27 protein-coding genes are annotated in these 23,629 nt (G+C 72.0%); 17 read left to right on the forward strand and 10 right to left on the reverse strand.

All coding sequences use genetic code 11. The features are described 5' to 3' along the window. Positions 1–94 precede the first annotated feature (94 nt). Both MUY14_RS25525 and MUY14_RS25530 read left to right on the forward strand, forming a co-directional pair. A complete protein-coding gene (locus MUY14_RS25525) occupies positions 95–742 on the forward strand; it encodes a DUF3043 domain-containing protein (RefSeq protein WP_247012576.1) in 648 nt (215 codons plus the stop codon). A gap of 255 nt (positions 743–997) precedes the next feature. Beyond that, positions 998–1,987 carry an aldo/keto reductase family protein gene (locus tag MUY14_RS25530; RefSeq protein WP_247012578.1) on the forward strand — a complete coding sequence of 330 codons (990 nt, stop codon included), beginning with the start codon at positions 998–1,000 and terminating at the stop codon, positions 1,985–1,987. On the opposite strand, the gene MUY14_RS25535 is transcribed toward MUY14_RS25530, so the two are convergent. The 3 genes from MUY14_RS25535 to MUY14_RS25545 are packed head-to-tail and all read right to left on the reverse strand — an operon-like array spanning position 1,984 to position 3,777. Continuing rightward, positions 1,984–2,196 carry a hypothetical protein gene (locus MUY14_RS25535; RefSeq protein ID WP_247012580.1) on the reverse strand — a complete coding sequence of 71 codons (213 nt, stop codon included), beginning with the start codon at positions 2,194–2,196 and terminating at the stop codon, positions 1,984–1,986. The genes MUY14_RS25530 and MUY14_RS25535 overlap by 4 nt on opposite strands. Beyond that, complete coding sequence (locus MUY14_RS25540; RefSeq protein WP_247012582.1) at positions 2,189–3,031, reverse strand: phosphoribosylaminoimidazolesuccinocarboxamide synthase; 843 nt, start codon at positions 3,029–3,031, stop codon at positions 2,189–2,191. The genes MUY14_RS25535 and MUY14_RS25540 overlap by 8 nt, the downstream gene beginning before the upstream one ends. Next, entirely contained in the window at positions 3,028–3,777 is a 750-nt protein-coding gene (locus MUY14_RS25545; RefSeq protein WP_247012584.1) for a GntR family transcriptional regulator, read from the reverse strand. Before MUY14_RS25545 ends, MUY14_RS25540 begins: the two co-directional genes overlap by 4 nt. 137 nt (positions 3,778–3,914) lie before the next feature. Between MUY14_RS25545 and MUY14_RS25550 the strand changes: the two genes are divergently transcribed. Next, the gene (locus MUY14_RS25550) at positions 3,915–4,358 is read left to right on the forward strand and encodes a hypothetical protein (RefSeq protein WP_247012586.1); all 444 of its coding nucleotides are present in this window, start codon (positions 3,915–3,917) and stop codon (positions 4,356–4,358) included. Here MUY14_RS25550 and MUY14_RS25555 read toward each other — a convergent pair. Beyond that, positions 4,355–5,041 carry a 2-C-methyl-D-erythritol 4-phosphate cytidylyltransferase gene (locus MUY14_RS25555; protein WP_247012588.1) on the reverse strand — a complete coding sequence of 229 codons (687 nt, stop codon included), beginning with the start codon at positions 5,039–5,041 and terminating at the stop codon, positions 4,355–4,357. The genes MUY14_RS25550 and MUY14_RS25555 overlap by 4 nt on opposite strands. A gap of 86 nt (positions 5,042–5,127) precedes the next feature. Between MUY14_RS25555 and cobT the strand changes: the two genes are divergently transcribed. After that, on the forward strand, positions 5,128–6,204 hold the full coding sequence (gene cobT, locus MUY14_RS25560; protein ID WP_247025239.1) for a nicotinate-nucleotide--dimethylbenzimidazole phosphoribosyltransferase: 1,077 nt from the start codon (positions 5,128–5,130) through the stop codon (positions 6,202–6,204). Positions 6,205–6,258: 54 nt separating this feature from the next. Here the strand turns inward: cobT and MUY14_RS25565 are convergent, their stop codons facing one another. Beyond that, complete coding sequence (locus tag MUY14_RS25565) at positions 6,259–7,362, reverse strand: branched-chain amino acid aminotransferase (protein ID WP_247012590.1); 1,104 nt, start codon at positions 7,360–7,362, stop codon at positions 6,259–6,261. 96 nt (positions 7,363–7,458) lie between these two features. Between MUY14_RS25565 and MUY14_RS25570 the strand changes: the two genes are divergently transcribed. Further along, positions 7,459–7,761: a hypothetical protein gene (locus MUY14_RS25570; RefSeq protein ID WP_247012592.1), complete on the forward strand. Its 303-nt coding sequence runs from the start codon at positions 7,459–7,461 to the stop codon at positions 7,759–7,761. On the opposite strand, the gene MUY14_RS25575 is transcribed toward MUY14_RS25570, so the two are convergent. Beyond that, positions 7,718–8,380 carry a DUF402 domain-containing protein gene (locus MUY14_RS25575; protein WP_247012594.1) on the reverse strand — a complete coding sequence of 221 codons (663 nt, stop codon included), beginning with the start codon at positions 8,378–8,380 and terminating at the stop codon, positions 7,718–7,720. The genes MUY14_RS25570 and MUY14_RS25575 overlap by 44 nt on opposite strands. Then, positions 8,377–9,216 carry a hypothetical protein gene (locus MUY14_RS25580; protein ID WP_247012596.1) on the reverse strand — a complete coding sequence of 280 codons (840 nt, stop codon included), beginning with the start codon at positions 9,214–9,216 and terminating at the stop codon, positions 8,377–8,379. The genes MUY14_RS25575 and MUY14_RS25580 overlap by 4 nt, the downstream gene beginning before the upstream one ends. A 110-nt stretch (positions 9,217–9,326) precedes the next feature. Here MUY14_RS25580 and MUY14_RS25585 point away from each other — a divergent pair, with 110 nt between their 5' ends. From MUY14_RS25585 to MUY14_RS25595, 3 genes are all read left to right on the forward strand, one after another. Continuing rightward, on the forward strand, positions 9,327–10,826 hold the full coding sequence (locus MUY14_RS25585) for a leucyl aminopeptidase (RefSeq protein WP_247012598.1): 1,500 nt from the start codon (positions 9,327–9,329) through the stop codon (positions 10,824–10,826). A gap of 235 nt (positions 10,827–11,061) precedes the next feature. Beyond that, positions 11,062–12,096 (forward strand): SMI1/KNR4 family protein, encoded by a 1,035-nt coding sequence (locus tag MUY14_RS25590; RefSeq protein WP_247012600.1) that lies wholly within the window; start codon positions 11,062–11,064, stop codon positions 12,094–12,096. A gap of 10 nt (positions 12,097–12,106) precedes the next feature. Beyond that, positions 12,107–12,559, forward strand: coding sequence for a GNAT family N-acetyltransferase (locus MUY14_RS25595; protein WP_247012602.1), 453 nt, complete (start codon positions 12,107–12,109; stop codon positions 12,557–12,559). Positions 12,560–12,607: 48 nt separating this feature from the next. Here MUY14_RS25595 and MUY14_RS25600 read toward each other — a convergent pair whose 3' ends face one another. Further along, the gene (locus MUY14_RS25600) at positions 12,608–12,952 is read right to left on the reverse strand and encodes an oxidoreductase (RefSeq protein ID WP_247012604.1); all 345 of its coding nucleotides are present in this window, start codon (positions 12,950–12,952) and stop codon (positions 12,608–12,610) included. Positions 12,953–13,134: 182 nt separating this feature from the next. On the opposite strand from MUY14_RS25600, the gene lpdA reads away from it, so the two are divergent. The 5 genes from lpdA (at position 13,135) to lipB (ending at position 18,647) form a co-directional block, all read left to right on the forward strand. Continuing rightward, positions 13,135–14,508: a dihydrolipoyl dehydrogenase gene (lpdA, locus tag MUY14_RS25605; RefSeq protein WP_247012606.1), complete on the forward strand. Its 1,374-nt coding sequence runs from the start codon at positions 13,135–13,137 to the stop codon at positions 14,506–14,508. A 55-nt stretch (positions 14,509–14,563) separates the two neighbouring features. Further along, positions 14,564–16,321, forward strand: a complete 1,758-nt coding sequence (gene sucB, locus MUY14_RS25610; RefSeq protein WP_247012609.1) for a 2-oxoglutarate dehydrogenase, E2 component, dihydrolipoamide succinyltransferase — start codon at positions 14,564–14,566, stop codon at positions 16,319–16,321. 93 nt (positions 16,322–16,414) lie between these two features. After that, positions 16,415–17,287, forward strand: coding sequence for a TIGR01777 family oxidoreductase (locus tag MUY14_RS25615; protein WP_247012611.1), 873 nt, complete (start codon positions 16,415–16,417; stop codon positions 17,285–17,287). Next, complete coding sequence (locus tag MUY14_RS25620) at positions 17,284–17,907, forward strand: phosphatase PAP2 family protein (protein ID WP_247012613.1); 624 nt, start codon at positions 17,284–17,286, stop codon at positions 17,905–17,907. The genes MUY14_RS25615 and MUY14_RS25620 overlap by 4 nt, the downstream gene beginning before the upstream one ends. Beyond that, positions 17,904–18,647 (forward strand): lipoyl(octanoyl) transferase LipB, encoded by a 744-nt coding sequence (gene lipB / locus MUY14_RS25625; protein WP_247012614.1) that lies wholly within the window; start codon positions 17,904–17,906, stop codon positions 18,645–18,647. The genes MUY14_RS25620 and lipB overlap by 4 nt, the downstream gene beginning before the upstream one ends. A 48-nt stretch (positions 18,648–18,695) precedes the next feature. Here the strand turns inward: lipB and MUY14_RS25630 are convergent, their stop codons facing one another. Then, positions 18,696–19,631, reverse strand: coding sequence for an LLM class F420-dependent oxidoreductase (locus MUY14_RS25630; protein WP_247012616.1), 936 nt, complete (start codon positions 19,629–19,631; stop codon positions 18,696–18,698). A gap of 4 nt (positions 19,632–19,635) precedes the next feature. Beyond that, complete coding sequence (locus MUY14_RS25635) at positions 19,636–20,262, reverse strand: TetR/AcrR family transcriptional regulator (protein WP_247012618.1); 627 nt, start codon at positions 20,260–20,262, stop codon at positions 19,636–19,638. 131 nt (positions 20,263–20,393) lie between these two features. On the opposite strand from MUY14_RS25635, the gene MUY14_RS25640 reads away from it, so the two are divergent. Genes MUY14_RS25640 through MUY14_RS25655 form a run of 4 tightly spaced genes read left to right on the forward strand, consistent with a single transcriptional unit; the run spans position 20,394 to position 23,610 of the window. After that, complete coding sequence (locus MUY14_RS25640) at positions 20,394–20,915, forward strand: hypothetical protein (protein ID WP_247012620.1); 522 nt, start codon at positions 20,394–20,396, stop codon at positions 20,913–20,915. Positions 20,916–20,933: 18 nt separating this feature from the next. Continuing rightward, entirely contained in the window at positions 20,934–21,884 is a 951-nt protein-coding gene (locus MUY14_RS25645; RefSeq protein ID WP_247012622.1) for an oxidoreductase, read from the forward strand. Positions 21,885–21,909: 25 nt separating this feature from the next. Further along, entirely contained in the window at positions 21,910–22,911 is a 1,002-nt protein-coding gene (gene lipA, locus MUY14_RS25650; RefSeq protein ID WP_247012624.1) for a lipoyl synthase, read from the forward strand. 45 nt (positions 22,912–22,956) lie between these two features. Continuing rightward, entirely contained in the window at positions 22,957–23,610 is a 654-nt protein-coding gene (locus tag MUY14_RS25655) for a DedA family protein (protein ID WP_247012626.1), read from the forward strand. The last annotated feature ends 19 nt before the right edge of the window (positions 23,611–23,629 follow it).

Here is a 23,629-nt window from a genome sequence, read left to right on the forward strand (position 1 = left end):
TCAACACCCGGAGCGTCCGATCTGTTCCCCCACCATGGTCGCACATCGATCGACCTGGTGAACGGCGGCGTGACGCCTGCAATACCCTGGTGAGGTGAGGTTCCTGCGCCGAAGCACCACAGACACCGCCGCCGACGAGCCGGAGTCGGCGGACGCCGTCGACGTCGCGGGCAAGTCGTTCACGCCCGGTAAGGGCAAGGCCACGCCCAAGCGTCGAGACGCGGAGGCGAAGAAGCGCGGCCCGGTGGCGCCACCGCCGACCACCATGCGTGAGGCGATGAAGCGCAACAAGGAACTGCGCAAGTCGAACCCGCAGACGAAGGACGACCGCCGCGCCGCCGCCAAGCTCCGCCGCGACCGCATGATGGCGGGCGACGACAAGTACCTGCTCCCGCGCGACCGCGGGCCGGTCAAGGCGTACGTCCGCGACCTGGTCGACACCAGGCGCAACCTGCTGGGCCTGTTCATGCCGCTGGCGATCGTGGTGTTCCTGGCCCTGCTGGTGCCGCTGCCCCAGGTCCAGTCGTACATCACGCTGCTGTGCACGGCGATGCTGCTGGTGATGGCGATCGAGGGCTTCGTCAACGGCCGCAAGATCGCGAAGCTGGTGCGGGAGAAGTTCCCGAAGGAGACGGTCAACGGCCGTTCGATCGGCTGGTACGCGTTCGTCCGGGCTTCCCAGATCCGGCGCCTGCGGGTGCCCAAGCCGCGGCTGAAGCCGGGGGACGCGATCCCGAACTGAGCAGGCGTCGAGAAGCCGGGTGGAGCGAGCCTCCACCCGGCTTCTTGCTGTACACGACCGCTCCGAGGCTCGCGGGAACCGACGGATCCGCTGCCAAGAAGGCCATGAACGACCTGTTCACCTCGCCAGGCGTCATGAACGACTCGTTCATGACGTCCACGACCCGGCCCGCACGTAGTCGCCAGGGAGCGGACGAGGCTGGAGTCACTCCAGGGTCGTTAGCAAAGCAAACGATTACCGCCTAAGCTCGGCACCATGGAGTTTCGTCGTCTCGGCCGCAGCGGCCTCAACGTCAGTGAGATCTCGTACGGGAACTGGCTCACCCACGGTTCCCAGGTCGAGGAAGACCAGGCCCACGCCTGCATCAAGGCCGCGCTCGACGCCGGCATCACCACCTTCGACACCGCCGACGTCTACGCCAACACCGCCGCCGAATCGGTGCTCGGCCGCGGTCTCAAGGGGCAGCGGCGGGAAAGCCTGGAGATCTTCACCAAGGTCTTCTGGCCCACCGGTCCCAAGGGCCCCAACGACAAGGGCCTGTCCCGCAAGCACATCATGGAGTCGGCGAACGCGTCCCTGCAGCGGCTGGGCACCGACTACGTCGACCTCTACCAGGCGCACCGCTTCGACCGGACCGTCCCGCTCGAAGAGACCATGCTCGCCTTCGCCGACCTCGTCCGCCAGGGCAAGGTGCTCTACGTCGGCGTCTCCGAGTGGACCGCCGAGCAGATCAGCCGCGGTGCCGCCCTCGCGCGCGAGCTGAAGATCCCCTTCGTCTCCAACCAGCCGCAGTACAACATGCTCTGGCGCGTCATCGAAGACCAGGTCATCCCCGCCTCCGAGCGCGAAGGCCTCAGCCAGATCGTCTGGTCACCGATCGCGCAGGGCGTCCTGACCGGCAAGTACAAGCCCGGCGCCGACTACCCCGCCGGCTCGCGGGCCACCGACGAGAAGGGCGGCGCCAACATGGTCGCCCGCTTCCTCGACGAGAACGTCCTCAAGCGCGTGGCCGAGCTCGAGCCGCTCGCGAAGCAGGCCGACCTGTCCCTCGCGCAGCTCGCCGTCGCGTGGGTGCTGCAGAACCCGAACGTCGCCTCGGCGATCATCGGGGCTTCGCGGCCGGAGCAGGTGCACGAGAACGTCAAGGCCGCGGGCAAGAAGCTCGACGCCGACCTGCTGAGCGCCATCGACGACGTCCTCGGCGACGTCGTCGAGCGCGACGCGAGCCTGACGAAGAGCCCCTAGTCCTGGTTGATCCGGCCCTGGATCGGCACCCCGAGGTCGAACGCGTCCTCGGGGGCCATCCGGGGCTCCAGGCCGAACCCGCGCAGGAGGCGGCTGGCGCCCGCCAGCCGGTCGCCGCCTCGCCCGGGCACCCGCGACGGCGCGACGCCGTGCGAGACCAGCAGCGTCTCGACCTCGTCGATCAGCCGGTACGGGTCGAACTCACCCACGAGCCCAGGTCTTCCCGGTGATCCGCTCGTAGACCTCGGTGTAGCGCTGCCGCGTCTGCTCGACGATCTCCGCCGGGATCTCCGGCCCGGGGTCGGTCTGGTCCCAGCCCGTCGTCATCGACCAGTCGCGCACGAACTGCTTGTCGAACGCGTGCTGCGGGCGGCCCGGCTCCCACTCGTCGGCGGGCCAGAACCGCGAGGAGTCCGACGTCAGGACCTCGTCGCCGAGGGTCAGCGTGCCGTCGGCGTCGAAGCCGAACTCCAGCTTCGTGTCGGCGATGATGACGCCGTGGGCGGCGGCGTGCTCCGCGCCCTTCGTGTAGATCTCCAGCGTCAGCTCGCGAAGCCGCTTCGCGGTGTCCTCGCCGATGTCGTTCAAAACCTCGTCGAAGGTCATGAATTCGTCGTGCCCGGTGTCGGACTCCTTGGTCGTCGGCGTGAAGATCGGCTCCGGCAGCTTGTCGCCCTCGACCAGGCCCGGCGGCAGCGCGACGCCCGAGATCTTGCCGTCGCGCCGGTATTCCCGCAGGCCCAGGCCCGCGAGGTAACCGCGGGCGATGCACTCGACCTTGACCATCTTCAGCGGCTTGCAGCGCATCGCGCGTCCGGCGAACTCCGCCGGCACGTCGGTGGTGGACACGACGTGGTTCGGCACGATCGCGGCCATCTTGTCGAACCACCACGCGGAGAGCTGGTTGAGCAGCTTGCCCTTGTCCGGGATCAGCGTCGGCAGCGCCACGTCGTAGACCGAGACCCGGTCGGACGCGACCAGCAGGATGTCCCCGCCGTCGAGCTCGTACAGGTCGCGGACCTTGCCCGCGTGGATCTTCTTCATTCGCCGTCCTCAGTCGTGTACTCGTAGAAAACCCAGTGGTCGGGCAAGGCGGCGGACTCACCGTACTCGACGACCGTCCCGTCGGCCGCCAGGAAGGTGCTCCGGCCGAGCAGCACCGCCGCCCCTTCGGGCAGCCCCAGTTCGCGGGCTTCCTCGCCGCTCGCCTGGCCCGCCGCGTGCCGTTCCTGCGTCGTCACGATCCTGGTGCCCAGCCGCGCGGCCGCGTAGGCGGAGGTGCCCTCGACGATCCGCTCGGCGACCAGCAGCGCCGGCGCCTTGGCCGACAGCGTGCCGTCGAACCACGACGTCGACGTCGACAGCGGCCGCGAATCCGGCCCGTACGTGGTGCGCTGCCGCCGGACCGCCGGGGCGCCCTCTTCCAGGCCCAGCGCGGCGGCGGCGCGCTCGGACGCGGGCTCGAGCCCGGCCGCGCGGATCACCGCGTAGTGGCCGGGCGGGTAGATCCGCCCGGTGCGCCCGGCGGCGGCCGAGCGGTCGCGGGCCGTGCGGTGCAGGCCGCCGCGGTCGACGACCGTGCCGACCCCGCGCACGGGCCGCACCAGGCCCTGCGAACGCAGGGTGGCGAGCACCTTGGTGGCCGTCGCCATGGCGACGGCCCACGTGCGCGCGATTTCGCGGGCGGACGGCACGGCGTCGCCCTCCTGCAGCCGGCCGGACAGGATGTCGTCACGGATCCGGCCCGCGATCTGCAGGTACGGCGGCTCTGGACGGTCGAGGGTGGGCACGGCAGCTCCTCACGGGGACTAACGCACAAGTGTTCTAGCACGCCAGGGTGTCGGAGACAAAGCCCTGATCAGAACCACCCAGGTGTACTAGTACACGCGCTGGACTGCGCTCTAGTACGCAAGTTACCCTCGAAAGTGTGTCCCCGCCCACACCTCACACCGGATCCAGCGGCCAGGGCCTCGAGGAACTCCTCGAGGAGCTCCGGCGCCGCAAATGGGTGCTGCACCTGTTCGGCGGCCGAGAGGCGCCGGAGGTCTACGCGGCCGTGCACCGCTGGCCGACCTGCGCGGACGTCATCATCCTCCGCGACGAACACCGGGCCAGCGCCTACCGGGTGCCGACCTTCCCGGGCACGGACGTGTTCAGCCCGCGGGTCGTCACCTGGCAGTACCACGCCACCCCGGTGTGGACGCTGCGCGCGGTGCTCACCCTGGCGGAGCCCGGCACCCCGGGCGCGCCGCTGCAGGCACTGCGCCCGCAGCCCGACTGCGGCGTCCCGCCGGACCTGCGGCAGGACGTCACCATCCGGCCCACGAGCACCACGGAAGGGGAAGACGGCGGGCCACCCGCCTGCGCTTAGCGGGCGAGCAGCCGCTCCGCGACCACCAGGTCGTGGGGGTACGTGATCTTGAGGTTCTCGGGCGCACCCGGGACCCACCGGATCGGCAGGGAGGAGAACCGCTCCATGCACGAGGAAGTGTCCGTACCCACGAAGCCTTCGCGCGCGGCCTGTTCGTAGGCCTCGAGCAGCGGTCCGGCCCGGAAGCCTTGAGGCGTCTGGACGCGGATCGCGCCGGGCACCTGGGCGACCAGGTGCCCGGCATCCACCCCGACGACGTCGTCCGCGGCCAGGCCCGGCACAGCCCCCCCGTCCTCGCGTGTCCGGGCCAGCACCGCATCGACCAAGTGTGGGTGGACCAGCGGCCGGGCCGCGTCGTGCAGCAGCACGGCGTCGACCCGGCCGCCTGCTATCCGCGGGGCGAGGTGGCGCAGCGCGTTGAGTTCCGACGCCTGGCGCGTGTCCCCGCCGTGCACGACCTCTACTTCGCCGGCGAAGTCAGCGAGGACCTCGTCCGCGAGTTCCCGGTCCTGCGGCCGGATGACCAGCACCAGCACGCCGATGCCCGGCACGCGCGCGAACGCGTCCAGCGACCAGGCCACCACCCGGCGCCCGGCCAGCGGCAGGTAGACCTTGTTCAGCTTCGCGCCGACGCGGGTGCCCGCGCCGCTGGCCAGCACCACCGCGGCCGCCGTCGTCTCCACGAGCCGCGAGACTACCGGTGCCGGTGCACCGGTAGGTTGGCCACAGCGTTGTCACGAGCGCTGCCGTGGATGAGAAAGGGCCTGGTGTGGAGCCGGAAAACATCGAGTTCCCCGAGATCACCCCGCCCGACGACCACGCCCGTTCGGACGCGATCGCCCTGCACGACCGGCTGGTCAAGCCGGCCGGTTCGCTGGGCAGGCTCGAAGAGCTGGGCGTGTGGATCGCCGCGTGCCAGGGGCAGTCGCCGCCGCGGCCGTTCACCCGGCCCCGCGTCGTCGTGTTCGCCGGTGACCACGGCATCGCCGCGAGGGGCGTCTCGGCCTACCCCGCCGAGGTCACCGCGCAGCTGCTCGGCACGATGCTGACCGGCGGCGCCGCGATCAACGTGCTGGCCGCCGCCGCGGGCGCGAGCGTCCGCGTGGTCGACCTGGCCGTGGACACCGAGGCGCCGGCGACCCGGTCGATCGGCGAGTTCAAGGTCCGCCGCGGTTCGGGCTCCATCGACGTCGAGGACGCCCTGACCGCCGACGAGGTCAAGGCCGCCGTCCGCGCCGGGATCGCGATCGCCGACGCCGAGGTCGACGGCGGCGCGGACCTGCTCATCCCGGGCGACCTCGGGATCGGCAACAGCACGCCGGCGTCGGTGCTCGTCGCGGCCCTGACCGGCACCGAGCCGGTCGCGGTGGTCGGGCGCGGCTCCGGCATCGACGACGACGCCTGGATGCGCAAGGCGACCGCGGTCCGCGACGCCCTGCGCCGCGCCCGCGTGGTCCTCGCCAACCCGATCGACCTGCTGCGCACGACGGCGGGCGCGGACATCGCCGCCATGGCGGGCTTCCTGGCCCAGGCCGCGGTCCGCCGGACGCCGGTGGTCCTCGACGGGCTCGTCGCGTGCGCCGCGGCCCTCGTCGCCGAAGACCTCGCGCCCGGCGCGCGCCGCTGGTGGGTGGCCGGGCAGCGGACCGCCGAACCCGCCCACGGGCTCGCGCTGGAGCACCTGGACCTGGGCCCGCTGCTGGAACTGGACGTCCGCCTCGGCGAAGGCACCGGCGCGGTGACGGCGTTGCCGCTGCTGATGATGGCCGCCCGCGTCCTCGCCGAAACCGCGACGCACGAGCAGGCCGGCGTCTCCGGCCCGGTCATCCCCGCCACCGCGACCTGAAACGCCATGAGGGGCACCTTCAGTCCGTGAAGGTGCCCCTCATGGCGCAGTGGCTCAGCCGAGCTGGACCATCCAGTCGTCGGTGTCGGGGCGGGTGCCCTCCTGGATGCCGGTCAGCTCCTCGCGCAGCTTCATGGTGAGGGTGCCGGGCTGCCCGTCGGCGATGGTGAACTCACCGTTGGCGTGCTTCACGTGGCCGACCGGGGTGATCACCGCCGCCGTGCCGCAGGCGAACGTCTCGGTCAGCTCGCCCGAGGCCGCCGCCTTCTCCCACTCTTCGGTGGAGATGCGGCGCTCTTCGATCTTGTAGCCGAGCCGCGAAGCCAGCTGCAGCAACGACTTCCGCGTGACGCCCGGCAGCAGCGAGCCGGTCAGCTCCGGCGTGACCAGCCGGGCGTTCTCACCGGAACCGAAGACGAAGAACAGGTTCATCCCGCCCATCTCCTCGACCCAGCGCCGCTCGACCGCGTCGAGCCAGACCACCTGGTCGCAGCCTTTCTCCACGGCCTGGGCCTGCGCGACGAACGAAGCCGCGTAGTTGCCCGCGCACTTCGCCGCGCCGGTGCCGCCGGGGGCCGCGCGCACGTACTCCGTCGACAGCCAGACGCTCACCGGCTTCACGCCGCCGGAGAAGTACGACCCGGCCGGGGACGCGATGACCGTGTACACGTAGTCGGCGGCCGGGCTGTTGACACCCAGGCCGGTCGACGTCGAGATCATGAACGGCCGCAGGTACAGCGAGTCGCCCTGGCGGGTGGGCACCCACCGGCTGTCGACGGCGATGAGCTCGCGCAGCGAGTCGACGAAGAGGTCTTCGGGCAGCTGCGGCATCGCGAGCCGCTCGGCCGACTGCCGGAACCGCGCGGCGTTGGCGTCCGGGCGGAACGAGGAGATCGAGCCGTCCGGCTGGCGGTAGGCCTTGAGGCCTTCGAAGATCGCCTGGCCGTAGTGCAGCACCGACGTCGCCGGGTCGAGCGTGAAGGGGGCGTACGGGCCGACCTGGGCGTCGTGCCAGCCCTCGGCCTTCGACCACTTCACGGTGACCATGTGGTCGGTGAAATAGGTACCGAAACCAGGAGCGCCGAGTACCTCCGCGACACGGTCCGCGCTCGCAGGACTCGGGTGCGGGACGTGGGCGAACTGCGTCGTGGTCGTCATGGCTAGACGATACCCTTTGGTCGGACGCACGTTAGTCGGATGTCCATGTGTTCCGGGTCCCCCGCACGCTCCGCGGGCTCGCTCTAGTATGGCGTTGTGACCTACCACTCCACGCAGCCGGTGCCCCGGCCCAAGACCGGCGGGGCCGACGTCAAGACGTTCGTCACCGCGGTGCTGCTGACGTTCGGCGTCGGCCTGCTCGGCATGGTCGGCTGGGCGGTGCTCAGCAGCGGCTTCGGCGGGTTCCTCGGCCTCGTCGCGGGCGTCTTCGGCATCGTCTGGTGGCGGAGCATCCACGGCAAGACCGTGTTCCCGAAGGTGGTCCCGACGAAGTCGGTGGTCATCCTCGCGGTCATCAACGCCGTGCTGGCGCTGATCCTTCTCCTGACCGCGGGCTGAGTTCCGCCGGCAGCTCCGGCACCGGCCAGCCGTCTTCCGGGCGGAAATCGGTGTCGGTCCCGTCGAACGGGTAGGCGCCGCGTTCGGCCAGCGCGCCGATCCGCTCGCCCTCGGCGCGCAGCCGGTCGAACTGCTCGAGCGTCAGGCGGCCGACCTCGAGCGCGGCTTCGGCCTCGTCTTCGTCGTCCCAGCGCCAGCTGCCGTCGCGCTCGACGACGACGTCGAGCACGCCGTCGATCCGGTCGACCGCGCCCGCCGTGCGGCCCAGCGGGATCTCCAGGTTGACGTACCAGTTCTTGAACCGGCCTTCGAGGTCGAAGAACCACCAGACCGACGACCACTCGTCCTCGGGGATCCGGCGCAGCGTCGACGCGCCGTGCCAGAAGTCGGCGACCGGCACCCGCGGGACGCGGAACCGCTGGTCCAGCGGGGCGTCCCGCATCAGCCGGCCGTCGGCGAGCCTGCTGCCCACGATCGAGGTGCCCGCCGGGATCCAGCCCCGCAGCACGCGGCCGTCGTCTTCCAGCACGCGCAGCGGGTGGACCTGGCCGATCGAGCCGTCCGGGCGGTGGAACCGTTCGACCACCGTCTGTCCCGGCCGCCAGCGTCGATCAGTCACGCGTTCCACTGTACCGGCGCGCGCACGCCCAGTAGCAGCTCGATCACGGTCACCAGTCCCGCGGCGACGAGCACCGGCAGCACCGGCAGGAAGTACGCGGCCGCCGCGGCGACGGCCAGGCCGGCCAGCCCGGGCAGCCCCGCCTGCGTCCGGACCCCGGTCCCCGCGGCCAGGGCCGGGACGACCGTGGCGACCACGGCGAAGGCGGTGAGCAGCGGCTGCAGCGCGTCCGCGTCGGCGGCGGAGAGCAGGTCGCGCAGCGAGGTGAGCGACAGCCCGAGCCGGACGGCGCCGAGCTGGTAGAGCGCGGCGAAGGCGGCCAGGACGGCGACCCCGCCGAGCAGCAGCACGCGCACGCCCGCGTGCTCACGGCCGCCCGGCCGCAGGAAGGGCAGCGCGAGCACGGCGGCGACGAGGACACCCGCGAAGTCCGGTGGCCGGAGGGCGTCGGACGTCCCCACCGGCGTGACGGCCACGCACACCACGAGGAGCACCAGTCCCGCGGCGAGCAGCAGCCCGCCGGTGATCCGTACGACGATCGTCGGGACCTTCAGCCCGGCGAACCCCGCGCCGGCGACCACGACGACGAAGGCCGCCGCGGCGAGTTCGCGGTGCGCCGGGAAGACGTAGGCCCCGAACGCGATCGCGTAGACGGTCACCTCGGCGAGCCTCGCGACCGCCACGACGACCCGGTCGACCTGGGCATCCCCCGGCTCCGGCACCCGCGCCGACACCCCGGCGGCGACCGCCGCGAGCACCAGCCCGGCGAGCAGCCACCAGCCCGCGCCCGCCGCCCCCGCCGCCAGCAGCACCAGCAGCCCGCCACCCAGCCGCACGCGGTCCTCCCTCTCCCTCTGTTCACCCCGGCTTCCGTCGTCATTAGCATGGCTCACGATCCCGGCCGGGCCGGTGCCCGGTACCACCGAGAACGCGCGAGGAGCCAGAAGTGACCGTGCCTAAGCTCGCCCTGTCCGACAACACCGGGGAGGCACTGGCCAAGACGCGCGCCGACGTGGTCGTCATCGGCACCCTGCAGGGTGAGGACGGCCCGGTGCTCGCCGCCGGTGCCGCCGCCGTCGACGCCGCCTTCGACGGCCGCCTCGCCGACCTGCTGGCCACCCTCGGCGCGAGCGGCAAGGCCGAAGAGGTCGTCAAGGTCCCGACGCTGGGCAAGCTCCCGGCCGCCGTCGTGCTCGCCGTCGGCCTCGGCAAGCCGGGCGACGCCGTCACCCCCGAGCAGGTCCGCCGCGCCGCGGGTGCCGCCGGCCGCGCGCTGGCCGGCACCGACCGCGCGCTCGTCACGCTGTCCGAGCTCGACCTGCAGGCCGCCGTCGAGGGCACGATCCTCGGCTCGTACGTCTTCACCGCGTACCGCAGCGAGAAGGGTGACGCGCCGGTCGCGAAGGTCGACTTCGCGAGCCCGGCCGACGGCACCGCCCGCGAGCACAAGGCGACGCTGAAGGCCGCGACCTCCATCGCCGAGGCCGTCCTCACCGCCCGCGACCTGATCAACACCCCGCCGAACGACCTCTACCCGGCCTCCTTCGCCGACCGCGCGAAGAAGCTGGCCGAGGACAACGGTCTCGAGTTCGAGGTCCTCGACGAGAAGGCCCTCAAGCGCAAGGGCTTCGGCGGCATCCTCGGCGTCGGCGGCGGCTCGTCCCGCCAGCCGCGCCTGGTGCGCATCGGCTACAAGCCGGCCAAGGCCGCCAAGAAGGTCGCGCTGGTCGGCAAGGGCATCACGTTCGACTCCGGCGGCATCTCGCTCAAGCCCGCCGCGAACATGGACCACATGACCTCGGACATGTCCGGCGCCGCCGGCGTGCTCGCGGCCGTGGTGCTGGCCGCGAAGCTGAAGTACCCGCTCGAGGTCGTCGCCCACATCCCGCTGGCGGAAAACCTGCCGTCGGGGACGTCCTACCGCCCGGGCGACGTGCTGACGATGTACGGCGGCAAGACCGTCGAGGTCCTCAACACCGACGCCGAGGGCCGCCTGGTCCTGGTCGACGCGATGGTCCGCGCGGCCGAGGAAAACCCGGACTACCTGATCGAGACCTCGACGCTGACCGGCGCCCAGGTCGTCGCGCTCGGCAACCGCACCGCCGGCGTGATGGGCTCGGAGGACTTCCGCGACCGCGTCGCCGGGATCATGCAGGCCACCGGCGAAAACGGCTGGGCCATGCCGCTGCCGGAGGAACTGCGCGCCGACCTCGACTCGCGCCTGGCCGACCTGGCCAACGTCACCGGCCACCGCTGGGGCGGCATGCTCGCGGCCGGCATCTTCCTGCGCGAGTTCGTCGCCGACGGCCTCGACTGGGTCCACATCGACATCGCGGGCCCGTCGTTCAACACGGGTTCCCCGTGGGGCTACACCGGCAAGGGCGGCACGGGCGTCCCGGTCCGGTCGATCGCCGCGATCCTGGCCGACATCGCCGCCAACGGCTGAGTTCCGCCACCGCCGGTCGTGAGTGTTCAGGCGGGTTGGAACCCGCCTGAACACTCACGACCGTTGTGGCCGGGTGATTTCCGGGCCGGTCGAAGAGGACACCCCCGCCGCGATCGCCGCCGAGCACGACGTCACGCCGCTGCTGCCGAAGCTGAAGGCGGGTCACCCCGGTCGCGGACCGATCCGGTCCCGCTGCACCCGGGCGCGAAGCAGGCCCTCGGCTAGGGTCGGGCCGGTGGATGCCGGTGAGTACCTCGAGGCGGCGGTCCGCGACGTCCTGACCGCGACCGACGCCGGCGTCGACGACCGGATCGGCTACGCGGCTCTGCTGCTCGCGGTCACCGGCGCGCTCGACGAGGCCGACCGGCTGGTGGAGCAGTGGCTGGCCCGCACGGAACGGCCGGTGAGCGCGCTGGCGCCGGACCCGGTGCGCGCCCGCGCGTGGGCGATGCTCTTCGAGGCCCGGGGCGGGCGTCCGGCGTGGGCCGAGGGCCTGCCGCCGCTGGACCTCGACGCCGAAGAGCGCGCGCACGCGGTTTCGCTGCGCCGTGCGGTCTCCGACCTGGAGGGTCTGCTGCCGCCGGGCCCGATCGCGGAGGTGGTCGAGCAGGTGGCGCCGGCCCGCCCGGACCGCGTCCGCACGGCACTGGCCGACGGCGACCTCGCGCGGTGGGCGTCGCTGGCCGGGCCCCGCCCGGACGTGGCGACCCTCGCGGCGACGCGGGCCCTCGCCCCGGCGCTGGTGGCGGGCGCGGACCCGCTCGGGCTGCGCGACTGGGCCCCGGCGTGCGCGGGTGCGCTGGTCGCGGCCCTGCACGAGCGCTACCCGCCCGACGTCGGCAGCTGGCCGGAGCTGATCGCGGAGATCGTGCGCCTGCGCGGGTACGGCGCGGGCTCGCTCCCGCGCGGCGACGCCACGCCGGAACCGCGGCCCGGCCCGCTCCTGCGCGACCGGCCCGCCCTCCCTCCCCCGGCGTCCGAGGCGGCGATCCGCTCGGCGGAGCTGCGCCTCGGCGTCGAACTCCCACCCGACCACCGCGACTTCCTCCGCACCTGCGACGGCCTGCCCGCGGACGTGGTCTTCCCCCGCCTGCTCGGCACCGCGGACCTGCGCACCGAGAACGGCGTCGTGGTCCTGGCCGAACCGGCGGTCCTCCTGCTCTCGGCCGGGCACGTGATCGAGGTCGACCCGGTCCTCGGCACCACCGTCCACGAGTCGTTCCGCGCGGCGCTGGTCCAGCACGCCACTCTGCTCGCCCAGGCCAGCTAGGTTGGGCCCGGTGACCACCCTCACCGCGGAGACGATCACCCCGGCCAACGTCGCCGCCGCGTGCCAGCTGGCCGTCGAGCCGCACCAGCGCGTCTTCGTCGCGCCGGTCGCCGTTTCGCTCGCCGAGGCCTACACCCAGCCCGAGGTCGCCTGGCCGCGGCTGATCCTCGACGACGGCGAACCGGTGGCGTTCGTGATGGGCGGCTTCGACCCGAACGCGGAACTCGACTTCTTCCGCTGCGGGATCTGGCGCCTCAACGTCGGGGCCGGCGTCCAGGGCCGCGGGTACGGCCGGTTCGGCGTCGAAACCGTGCTCGAGGAAGCCCGCCGGCGCGGCAACACCGCCGCCACGGTGCTGTGGATCCCGGCCGAGGGCGGCCCGGAGGACTTCTACCTCAAGCTGGGCTTCCGCCCGACCGGCCAGACCTTCAACGGCGAGGTCGTCGGCCGGATCGAGCTCTAGGAGTGGGGGTCCGCGCGTCCGGCCCGGTCCGCACCCGGGACAGCGCGGCTAGACCTGCCCGCGTTTCTTGCGCTCGGTGTACTCGCGCATCCGCTTCGGGTAGCCGACCCGCGCGACCTCGTAGACCGGGATGGACCGGCGGTGGCCGAACTGCTGGGCGGCCTCCAGGCTGCCGATCCGGCGCCGGGTCCACTCGCCGTCGTGGGCGATCAACACCACAGTGGTCTCCGTGACATTGGTCCGAGGCTCCACGTAGGCCTCCACGCCCTGCCTCGAGGCCACCCAATCCTCGAGGTGCCGGGTGTCTTCCGAGCTGGCTTTCCGCAGCGTGCCGGCCCGTTGCCCACCCTTGGCCCGCCTGCGCAGCGAGTCGAAGAGCCCCACAACGACCACCTCTCCTCCCGAGACTTGCACCACTCATTATCCCGATGTCCGCGTGTGGTCGGCGTCGCACACCCGGCTAGGTCGCAGCCCCGTCCGGCGTAGTGACAAGATGGCGGGTGTCGCGCGCGCGGTTATACCGCGCACGGGCGACGACAGAGCACCACCCCACTGCTTGCCGAGGAGTTATACAAGTGACCGACACCTCCGCCGACCTCGTGATCCTGGGAGGCGGATCGGGCGGCTACGCCGCGGCGTTCCGCGCGGCCGAGCTGGGCCTTTCCGTCACGTTGATCGAGAAGGACAAGCTGGGCGGGACGTGCCTCCACCGGGGCTGCATCCCGACCAAGGCCCTGCTGCACGCCGCCGAGGTCGCCGACGAAACCCGCGAAGCCGAGGCGGTCGGCGTCAAGGCCGTCTTCGAGGGCATCGACATCGCCGGGGTCAACAAGTACAAGGACGGGATCGTCTCCCGGCTGTACAAGGGCCTGCAGGGCCTGGCCAAGGCGCACAAGGTGAACCTCGTCGAGGGCAGCGGCACGTTCGTCGGCGGCACGACCGTCGAGGTGGACGGCACCCGCTACACCGGCAAGAACGTCATCCTCGCCACCGGCTCGTACTCGCGCACGCTGCCCGGCCTGGAGCTCGGCGGCCGCATCATCGCCAGCGAGCAGGCCCTGTCCCTCGACTACGTCCCCAAGAAGGTCGTGGTGCTGGGCGGCGGCGTCATCGGGGTCGAGTTCGCCAGCGTCTGGGCGTCCTTCGGCGTCGACGTCACCATCGTCGAGGCCCTGCCGCGGCTGGTCCCGAACGAGGACGAGTTCGCGTCCAAGCAGCTCGAGCGCGCGTTCCGCCGCCGCAAGATCGCCTTCAAGACGGGCGTGCGGTTCACCGGCGCGAAGCAGGACGACAACGGCGTGGCCGTTTCGCTGGAGTCCGGCGAGACCATCGAGGCCGACCTGCTGCTGGTCGCCGTCGGCCGCGGGCCGAACTCGGCCGGTCACGGCTACGAGGAGGCCGGCGTCAAGATCGAGCGCGGCTTCGTCCTCACCGACGACCGCCTGCGCACCAACCTGCCGAACGTCTACGCCGTCGGCGACATCGTCCCCGGCCTGCAGCTCGCCCACCGCGGCTTCCAGCAGGGCATCTTCGTCGCCGAGGAGATCGCCGGGCAGAACCCGCGCGTGATCGACGAGAGCGGCATCCCGCGGGTCACCTACTCCCACCCGGAGGTCGCGTCGGTCGGGCTGACCGAGTCCCAGGCCAAGGACAAGTACGGCGCCGACGTCACGACGTTCACCTACGACCTCGGCGGCAACGGCAAGAGCCAGATCCTCAAGACCTCCGGCGGGGTCAAGCTCGTCAAGGCCCCGGACGGCCCGGTCGTCGGCGTGCACATGGTGGGCGACCGCGTCGGCGAGCTGATCGGCGAAGCGCAGCTGATCTACAGCTGGGAGGCCTTCCCGGAGGACGTCGCACCCCTCATCCACGCCCACCCGACCCAGACCGAGGCCCTCGGTGAAGCGTTCCTCGCCCTCGCGGGGAAGCCGCTGCACGTGCACAGCTGACGTCCCACCAGCAGAATCCAGACCACGCAGAACTTGGAAGAGGAGTCAGCGAACGATGGCCTACTCCGTCACATTGCCGGAGCTCGGGGAGAGCGTCACCGAAGGCACCGTCACCCGGTGGCTTAAGCAGGAGGGCGACACCGTCGAGGTCGACGAGCCGTTGCTCGAGATCTCGACCGACAAGGTCGACACCGAGGTGCCCTCCCCGGTGGCGGGCACGGTCGTGAAGATCAGCGCCGCCGAAGACGAGACCGTCGAGGTCGGCGCCGAGCTCGCCGTCATCGACGACGGGTCCGGCGGCGTGCCCGAGTCCTCCTCCGCCCCGGCGCAGGAGGAGCAGAAGTCCGAGCCCGAACCGGAGCCCGAGCCCGAGCCGCAGGCCCAGGACAGCGCCCCGAGCAAGCCGGACACCGCGCCGGCCGCCGGTGGTGAAGGCACCGAGGTGAAGCTGCCCGAGCTGGGCGAAAGCGTCACCGAGGGCACCGTCACGCGCTGGCTGAAGGCGGTCGGCGACTCGGTCGAGGTCGACGAGCCGCTGCTCGAGATCTCCACCGACAAGGTCGACACCGAGGTCCCGTCCCCGGTGGCCGGCACGGTGCTGGAGATCCGCGCGGGCGAGGACGAGACCGTCGAGGTCGGCGGCGTCCTGGCCGTCATCGGTGACGCGAACGCGGCGCCGAAGGCCGAGGCCAAGCCCGAACCGAAGCCGGAACCCAAGCCGGAGCCGAAGCCCGAGCCGGTCCAGGAGAGCAAGCCCGAGCCCAAGCCGGAACCGAAGCCGGAGCCGCAGGCCGCGCCCGCGGCGAAGGCGGCCGAGGCGGCTCCCGCCGCCGCGGCGAAGGACGGCTCGGCGGACGGCCCGTACGTCACGCCGCTGGTCCGCAAGCTGGCGACCGAGCACGGCATCGACCTCGCGTCGCTGACCGGCAGCGGTGTCGGCGGCCGGATCCGCAAGCAGGACGTCCTGGCCGCGGCCGAGGAGAAGCAGAAGGCGGCCGCTCCGGCGCCCGCCGCTGCCGCCCCGGCGGCCGCTGCCCCGTCGGCGCCGGCCGCGCGTCCCGCGGCCCCGGTGTCGCCGGAGCTCGCCGCGCTGCGCGGCACGGTCCAGAAGGCCAGCCGGATCCGCCAGATCACGGCCACCAAGACCCGCGAGTCGCTGCAGATCGCCGCGCAGCTCACGCAGGTCCAGGAGGTCGACGTCACGAAGATCGCCAAGCTGCGCCAGCGCGCGAAGGCGGCCTTCAAGGAGCGCGAGGGCGTCAACCTGACGTTCCTGCCGTTCTTCGCGAAGGCCACGGTCGAGGCGCTCAAGCAGCACCCGAACGTCAACGCGTCCTACAACGAGGACACGAAGGAGATCACCTACCACGGCGCCGTGCACCTGGGCATCGCGGTGGACACCGAGCGCGGCCTGCTCTCGGTCGTGATCCACGACGCGGGCGAGCTGAGCCTGGCCGGGCTCGCGCACCGGATCGCCGACCTGGCGGGCCGGGCGCGTTCGGGCCAGATCAAGCCGGACGAGCTGTCGGGCGGCACGTTCTCGATCACGAACATCGGCAGCGTCGGCGCGCTGTTCGACACGCCGATCATCGTGCAGCCGCAGTCGGGCATCCTCGGCACGGGCGCGGTCGTCAAGCGTCCGGTCGTGGTCGCCGACGCCGACGGCAACGACACGATCGCCGTCCGCTCGATGGCGTACCTGCCGCTGACCTACGACCACCGCCTGGTGGACGGGGCCGACGCGGGCCGCTTCCTGACGACGATCAAGCAGCGCCTGGAAGAGGGCAACTTCGAGGGCGAACTCGGCCTCTGAGTCACCGCTGACGAAGGCCGCCACGGAATGTCCGTGGCGGCCTTCGCCGTGTCCGGGAGTGCGGTGGCGCAGCGGATGCGCAACGATCGGAGCATGCGAGTACTGATCGCCGGAGCGAGCGGCCTGATCGGGTCGGCGCTGGGCGAGCGCCTGCTGAGCGAAGGCCACGAGGTCCGCCGTCTGGTGCGGCGGGAAGCGCGCGGGGGCGGTGAATTCCGCTGGGACCCGCCGTCCGGCACCATCGCCGGCGGCGCGTTCGAGGGCGTCGACGCCGTCGTCAACCTGGGCGGGAAGCCGCTTTTCCCCGGGCGGTGGAGCGCGATGCGCAAGCAGCAGCTCACCGACAGCCGCGTCGAGCCGACCGAGGTGCTCGCCGAAGCCGTGGCCGAACACGGGGTCGGTGTGTTCGTCAACGCGTCCGCCGTCGGCTACTACGGCAATCCCGGATCGTCCACTGTGGACGAAACCGCACCCCGCGGCGGCGGTTTCCTCGCCGAGCTCTGCGAAGCGTGGGAAGCGGCGACGTCGGGGGCCGGCGACGCGCGGGTGGTGACCATCCGGACCGGGCTGGTGCTGTCGGCGAAGGGCGGGCTGTACGGCACGCTGCGGCCGCTCTTCCAGCTCTGCCTGGGCGGGCGGCTCGGCGACGGCCGCCAGTACATGCCGTGGATCGCCCTCGAAGACGAAGTCGGCGCGATCGTCCACGTCCTGACCCACGACGTCTCGGGCCCGGTGAACCTGACCGGGCCGGCCCCGGTGACCAACGCCGAGTTCACCCGCGCGGTCGGCCGCGCGCTGCACCGCCCGGCACCGTTCCGGGTGCCCGGCTTCGCGCTGAAGGCCGTGCTCGGCCAGGCCGGCGAGGAAATGGCGCTGTTCGGGCAGCGGGCCGTCCCGGCCGTGCTGGAGCGCTCCGGCTACGAGTTCCGGCACCCGACCCTGGACAGGGCGCTCGCCGCGGCATGAGCGTCCCGCTCAAGCGATGGCTCGTCATCGGCTTCGCGCTGGTGGCGGCCTTCGTCGTGCTCGGGCTCTCGGTGGCGCGGCACCCGCTGACCCTCGACGCCCAGGTCGCGAACGCTCTCCACGGCGTCTACACCCAGCCGCTCGGGCGGGTGGCGCAGATCGGCAGCGACGTCCTCGGCCCGGTGCTCCCGTTCGTCCTCGGCACGGCGCTGCTGGCGCTGGCGTTGCGGCAGCGCCAGCACACGGGGTTGTGCGTGCGGCTCGCCGTCGTGCTGGTGCTGTGCCGGCTGACCAGCGTCGTGTTCAAGCCGGTGTTCCTGCGCGAACGCCCGCGCGACTACCCGGACCTGAGCTACCCGAGCGGGCACGTGACGTCGGTGGCGAGCACCGGGTTCGTGCTCGTCCTGCTGTGCGCGTGGCTGTGGCCGCGGCTGGTCCGCCGGGTCCTGGTGGCGGCCGCCGTCGCCACCGTGCTGTGCGCCGCGTGCCGGGTCGTGCTGGGCGTGCACTGGGTGTCGGACACGATCGGCGCAGTGCTGGCGGTGACCGGTGTCGGCCTGCTCTCAGCGTGCGCCTTGCGGCTGCTTCCCCCGGGTGACGGGCGTAGCCTCGACGGGTGAGTTCTTCCCGCACCTCCTGCCGCGCCAGCACCGAACCCGTCGACGTCCGGGAGCTCGGCACGATCGACTACACCGAAGCCTGGGAGCTCCAGCGGAGCCGGCTCGCCGAGCGCGCCGACGGCACCGCGCCGGACACGATGTTCCTGCTGCAGCACCCTTCGGTGTACACCGCGGGCAAGCGCACGGAGCCGGCCGACCGCCCCACCGACGGCACCCCGGTGATCGACGTCGACCGCGGCGGCAAGATCACCTGGCACGGCCCCGGCCAGCTGGTCGGCTACCCGATCGTGAAGCTCGCCGACCCGATCGACGTCGTCCACTACGTGCGGCGGCTGGAAGAGGCCCTGATCCACGTGTGCGACCAGCTCGGCGTGGCCAGCGGCCGCGTGGAAGGCCGCAGCGGCGTCTGGATCCCGGCCGACGAACGCGGGATCGAGCGCAAGATCGCGGCGATCGGCATCCGCGTCCAGCGCGGCGTGACGATGCACGGCTTCGAGCTGAACTGCAACGCCGACCTCGCGGCGTTCGACAGCATCGTCCCCTGCGGCATCCGCGACGCGGGCGTGACATCGCTGTCCTACGAGCTCCAGCGCGACGTCACGGTCGAGGCGGTGCTCCCCCTGGCCCGCGACGCCGTGCTGGCGGCGCTGGAAGGCGAGCTGCCGGTGAGCGAGGACCGCTGGCTCCCCCGCCCCGAGGCCCCGCAGGCCCCCGGCGTCACCTTCGCCCTGCAGAACTGACGAACGCCGTGAGGGGTACCTCGGAGGTGCCCCTCACGGCGTTGCGCGTCAGTCCAGCTGCGGTGCGACCTCGGCCGCGATCAGCTCGATCTGGTCCAGGTCCCGCATGTCCAGCAGCTGCAGGTAGAGCCGGGTGACCCCGGTCTTCTCCCGCCACTGCCCGATCCGGTCGACGACCTCGGCGGGCGAGCCGGCCAGGCCGTTCGCGCGCAGCTCGGAGACGTCCCGCCCGATGGCCGACGCCCGGCGCGCGACCTCCTCCTCGGTCCGGCCGACGCCGATGACCAGCGCCACCGACCGCAGGATCTCCTTGGGGTCGCGGCCGATCTCCCGCGCCGCGTCCTCGACCCGGGCGAACTGCGCGGCCGCGGTTTCGGCGTCGGCGAAGGGCAGGTTGAACTCGTCGGCGAACCGCGCGGCCAGCGCCGGGGTGCGCTTCTTGCCGCCACCGCCGATGATCACCGGCGGGGCGGGCTGCTGCGCCGGCTTCGGGAGCGCGGGCGAGTCCGTCAGCGTGTAGTACTGCCCGGCGAAGGAGTAGGTCGAGCCCACCGGCGTCTTCCACAGGCCGGTGACGATCTCGAGCTGCTCGGCGTACCGGTCGAAGCGCTCCTTCAGCGGCGGCAGCGTCAGGCCGTACGCCTCGTGCTCGGCGTCGTACCAGCCGGAGCCGAGCCCGAACTCGACGCGTCCGCCGGACATCTGGTCGACCTGCGCGACCGCGATGGCGAGCGGCCCGGGGTACCGGAACGTCGCCGCGGTGACGAGCGTGCCGAGCCGGATCCGGTTCGTCTCGCGGGCCAGGCCGGCCAGGGTGATCCAGGCGTCGGTCGGGCCGGGCAGGCCGTCGGCCGAGCCCATCCTCAGGTAGTGGTCGCTGCGGAAGAAAGCGTCGTAGCCGGCCGCTTCGGCGGCCTTCGCGGCCCGCAGCTGGTCGTCGTAGCTGGCCCCTTGCTGGGGCTCGGTGAAGATCCTCAAGTCCACGACGTCAGCCTAACGACGGGGAGACCTCCGCGCCGTCCTGCTCGGTCCGCCGCAGCCGGACCAGCATGCGGACGATCACGTCCTCGATCTCGGCCCCGACCCGCTTCGGGTCCGGCGAGCTGGCGATCTCGGTCGCCGCGCTGGACAGCGCGCCGAAGAGCAGCCGCGCGGTGACCTCCACCGGCACCGGCTCGACCTCGCCCGCGTCGATCAGCGACTGCAGGCCCGAGCGGACCAGCCCGAAACTGCACCGCTCCTCGGCCTCGCGCCAGCGTTCCCAGCCCATCACGACCGGCGCCTCGTGGATGGCGATCCGCTGGTAGGCGGGGTCGAGACAGCTGCGGATGAACGCGTTGAGCCCGCCCAGCGCCCGCTCCCACGGCGAGCCCTCGCCGGTCATGATCTTGTCGAGCCGGTCGTAGACGAGGCTCTCGACCTGGTCGAACGCGGCTTCGAACAGCGCCTGCTTGCCGCTGAAGTGGTGGTACAGGGCTCCCTTGGTGACCCGGGCGCGTTTGGCGATCTCGTCGAGCGAGGTACCCGCGTAGCCGCGTTTGGTGAACAGTTCGACCGCGCTGTCGACCAGCGCCGACCGCGTCGACTCGGAGTAGTCGAGTCGTCTGGACCTCATTGTCGCCACCTTCACAACTTTACGCCCGGAGGATCTCTCCATACTCATGGTATGTTCGCCGGGTCAGGTCCGTACCGGGAGTATGCCGCAGACCCGCGGTATGACCCGGACCACGGAAGGGGAGCCACACCATGAGCTGGACAGACTTCTACCGGCGTCAGGAAATCCTCGAAGCCGCCGTCCGCCTGGCCGCCCGGAACCCGGGCGCGCCGCTGCCACTCGAGGAAGTACCGGGGGCCGAGGAGCACTTCGGCACCGAAGAGAACGTCCTCACCGCCCTGCAGTACCAGTGGACGCGCACGCTCGGCGGCCGGCTGCGCGCCGAAGTCGCCGACCCGGACGAAGCCGACGGCCTCGGCGACCACGTCGACGCCGTCACCCGCGCCTGGCGCACCGCCGTCGACGAGCACGCCGACCTGCGAGCGGTCCTCGACGGCGCGTACGGGCGGTACGCGTCGCTGCGCCGCATGCACGAGGGCGAGCTGCGGATGCTCGCCGTCACGGCCGGGCTGGCCGACCCGCGTGAGCCGGCCGAGGAGATCGTCAAGGTGGGCCACGCCCTCGAGGCGTTGCTGCGCACGAGCCGCGAGGAGCCGGCCCGGCGTCGCCCGGTGATGGGACACCTTCGCCGTCTGCTCGCGCCCAGTGCGTAACGGGTGTAGAGAACACGCATGACATCGCGGTGGAGCGAAACCGACATCGCCGACCAGACCGGCCGGACCGTCGTGGTCACGGGGGCGAACTCCGGTCTCGGTCTGCGCACCGCCGAGGTGCTCGCGGGCAAGGGGGCCCGCGTGTTCCTCGCCTGCCGTTCGCCCGAACGCGGCGCGAAGGCACTCGATCGAGTCCGCGCGGCCGCCGCGGGCGCCGAACCCGAGCTCATCCCACTGGACCTGAGCGAGCTCGCTTCGGTGCGCGCGGCCGCCGCCGCGGTCCGTGAACGAACCGGCGACGCGCTCGACGTCCTGGTCGCCAACGCCGGCGTGATGGCGACCGCCCGCGGCCGCACCGCCGACGGCTTCGAGCTGCAGTTCGGCACGAACCACCTCGGCCACGCGGCGCTGACGTGGCTGCTGCTGCCCGCCCTGCGCGGCGGCACGCACGCCCGCGTCGTGACGCTGTCGAGCCTCGCCGCGACCGGCGCCCGCATCGACCTCGAAGACCCCAACGGCGAGCACCGCCGCTACAACCCGGCGACCGCGTACGGGCAGTCGAAGCTCGCGAACCAGGTGTTCGCCCTGGAGCTCGACCGCCGTCTGCGCAAGTCCGGCGACGACGTCCTCAGCGTCGCCGCCCACCCGGGTTACACGGCGACCGGCCTCGGCAGCGGCATGGCCCGCTCGTACTCCAACGCGGTGGTCCGCGGCGTCATCGCGGGCGGCCACCGCATCGGCGAGGCCCTGTTCGCCCAGAACGTCCGCCAGGGCGCCCTCCCCCAGCTGTACGCGGCCACGGCGGACGGCGTCGAAGGCGGCGACTACATCGCCCCGGGCGGCCTCGGCGGCATGCGCGGGCACCCGGTCAAAGTACGTCCCCTGACCCCGGCGCTGAGCGAGTCGCTGGGGGCCACGTTGTGGGACGTCACGGCGGAGCTGACCGGCGTCACCCCCGACCCCGCTTAGCCCGGACGGGCGTACGGTTGGAGGCGTGAGTGCTGCGCCTGAAGGCCGGAAGCTGCTGCGTCTCGAGGTACGCAACAGTGAGACGCCGATCGAGAAGAAGCCGCCGTGGATCAAGACGCGGGTGCGGATGGGGCCGGAGTTCACCGAACTCAAGGGCCTGGTGCGCCGTGAGGGTCTGCACACGGTGTGTGAAGAGGCTGGTTGTCCCAACATCTACGAGTGCTGGGAAGACCGGGAGGCCACGTTCCTGATCGGTGGGGACCAGTGCACCCGTCGGTGTGACTTCTGTCAGATCGACACGGGTAAGCCCGCCGAGCTGGATCGGACTGAGCCGCGGAAGGTCGCGGAGTCGGTGCAGGCGATGGGTTTGCGGTATTCGACGGTCACCGGCGTCGCCCGTGATGACCTTGAGGATGGCGGCGCGTGGCTGTATGCGGAGACCGTGCGCCAGATTCACGCGTTGAACCCGGGTACGGGTGTCGAGTTGCTGATCCCGGACTTCAACGCGGATCCGGCGCAGCTGGCCGAGGTGTTCGGGTCGCGGCCGGAAGTCTTGGCGCACAACGTGGAGACGGTGCCGCGGATCTTCAAGCGGATCCGTCCGGGCTTCCGCTACGCGCGGTCGCTCGAGGTCATCACGAAGGCGCGTGAGGCGGGTTTGGTGACGAAGTCGAACCTGATCCTGGGCATGGGTGAGACGCCGGATGAGGTGGCTCCGGCGATGCAGGACCTGGTCGACGCGGGGTGCGAGATCCTGACGATCACGCAGTACCTGCGTCCGTCGCCGCGGCACCACCCGGTGGACCGGTGGGTGAAGCCCGAAGAGTTCGTCGAGCACTCGAAGGCTGCCGAAGCGATGGGCTTCGCCGGTGTCATGGCCGGCCCTCTGGTGCGCTCGTCCTACCGCGCGGGACGGCTCTACGCCCAGACGAAGGCGCACCGCGGCGAGGAACTGCCGGAGAACCTGGCCCACCTGGCCGCCGAAGGCCCGGCCGCGCAGGAAGCGGCGTCGCTGCTGGCCCGGTGACGCACGTCACCCCACCATCCTTAAAGGATCGGTAAAGTAGCGGGCATGGCCCTGGTTTCGGACCTCCTCAGCTGGTTGCAAGGACTCCCGGAACCGGGGCTCGTCGCCGCCACCGGCGGTCTGGTGTTCGCCGAGTGCACGATCGGCCTGGGCTTCCTGGCCCCCGGCGAATCCGGCCTGCTGATCGCGGCGACGACGGCGAACACGGTGGCCCGGTTCCTGGCCCTGTGGGCGGTGGTCACGGTCTGCGCGACGGCGGGCGACGCCCTCGGCTTCTTCATCGGCCGCCGCTTCGGGCCCCGCCTGCGTGAGACGAAGCTGATCCGCAAGTACGGTCTCGAAGCCTGGGACAAGGCCACCGGAGTCCTGGAGCGCCGTGGGACGTGGGCGGTCTTCTTCGCCCGCTTCCTGCCGGTGATCAGAACCCTGACCCCGGCGGCGGCGGGCACGTCCGGCCTCCCGTTCCGCAAGTTCCTCCCCGCCGCGGCCGCGGGCGCGTTCTGCTGGTCCCTGGCCCACATCAGCATCGGCGCGGCCCTGGGCGAAGCGGCGAAGCGCATCGAGGGCGCCCTCAACACGGGCGGCCTGATCGCGGTGGGCGTCCTGGCGGCGGTGGCGGTGTTCTTCCTGCTGCGCCTGAAGAAGCGCAAGGCACTGGCAGCACCGACCCCGGACCGCGAGCCCGAGCGCGTGCCCTGACGACCGGCGGCCAGAGGGT

The organism is Amycolatopsis sp. FBCC-B4732 (assembly GCF_023008405.1).
Taxonomy (GTDB): domain Bacteria; phylum Actinomycetota; class Actinomycetes; order Mycobacteriales; family Pseudonocardiaceae; genus Amycolatopsis; species Amycolatopsis pretoriensis_A.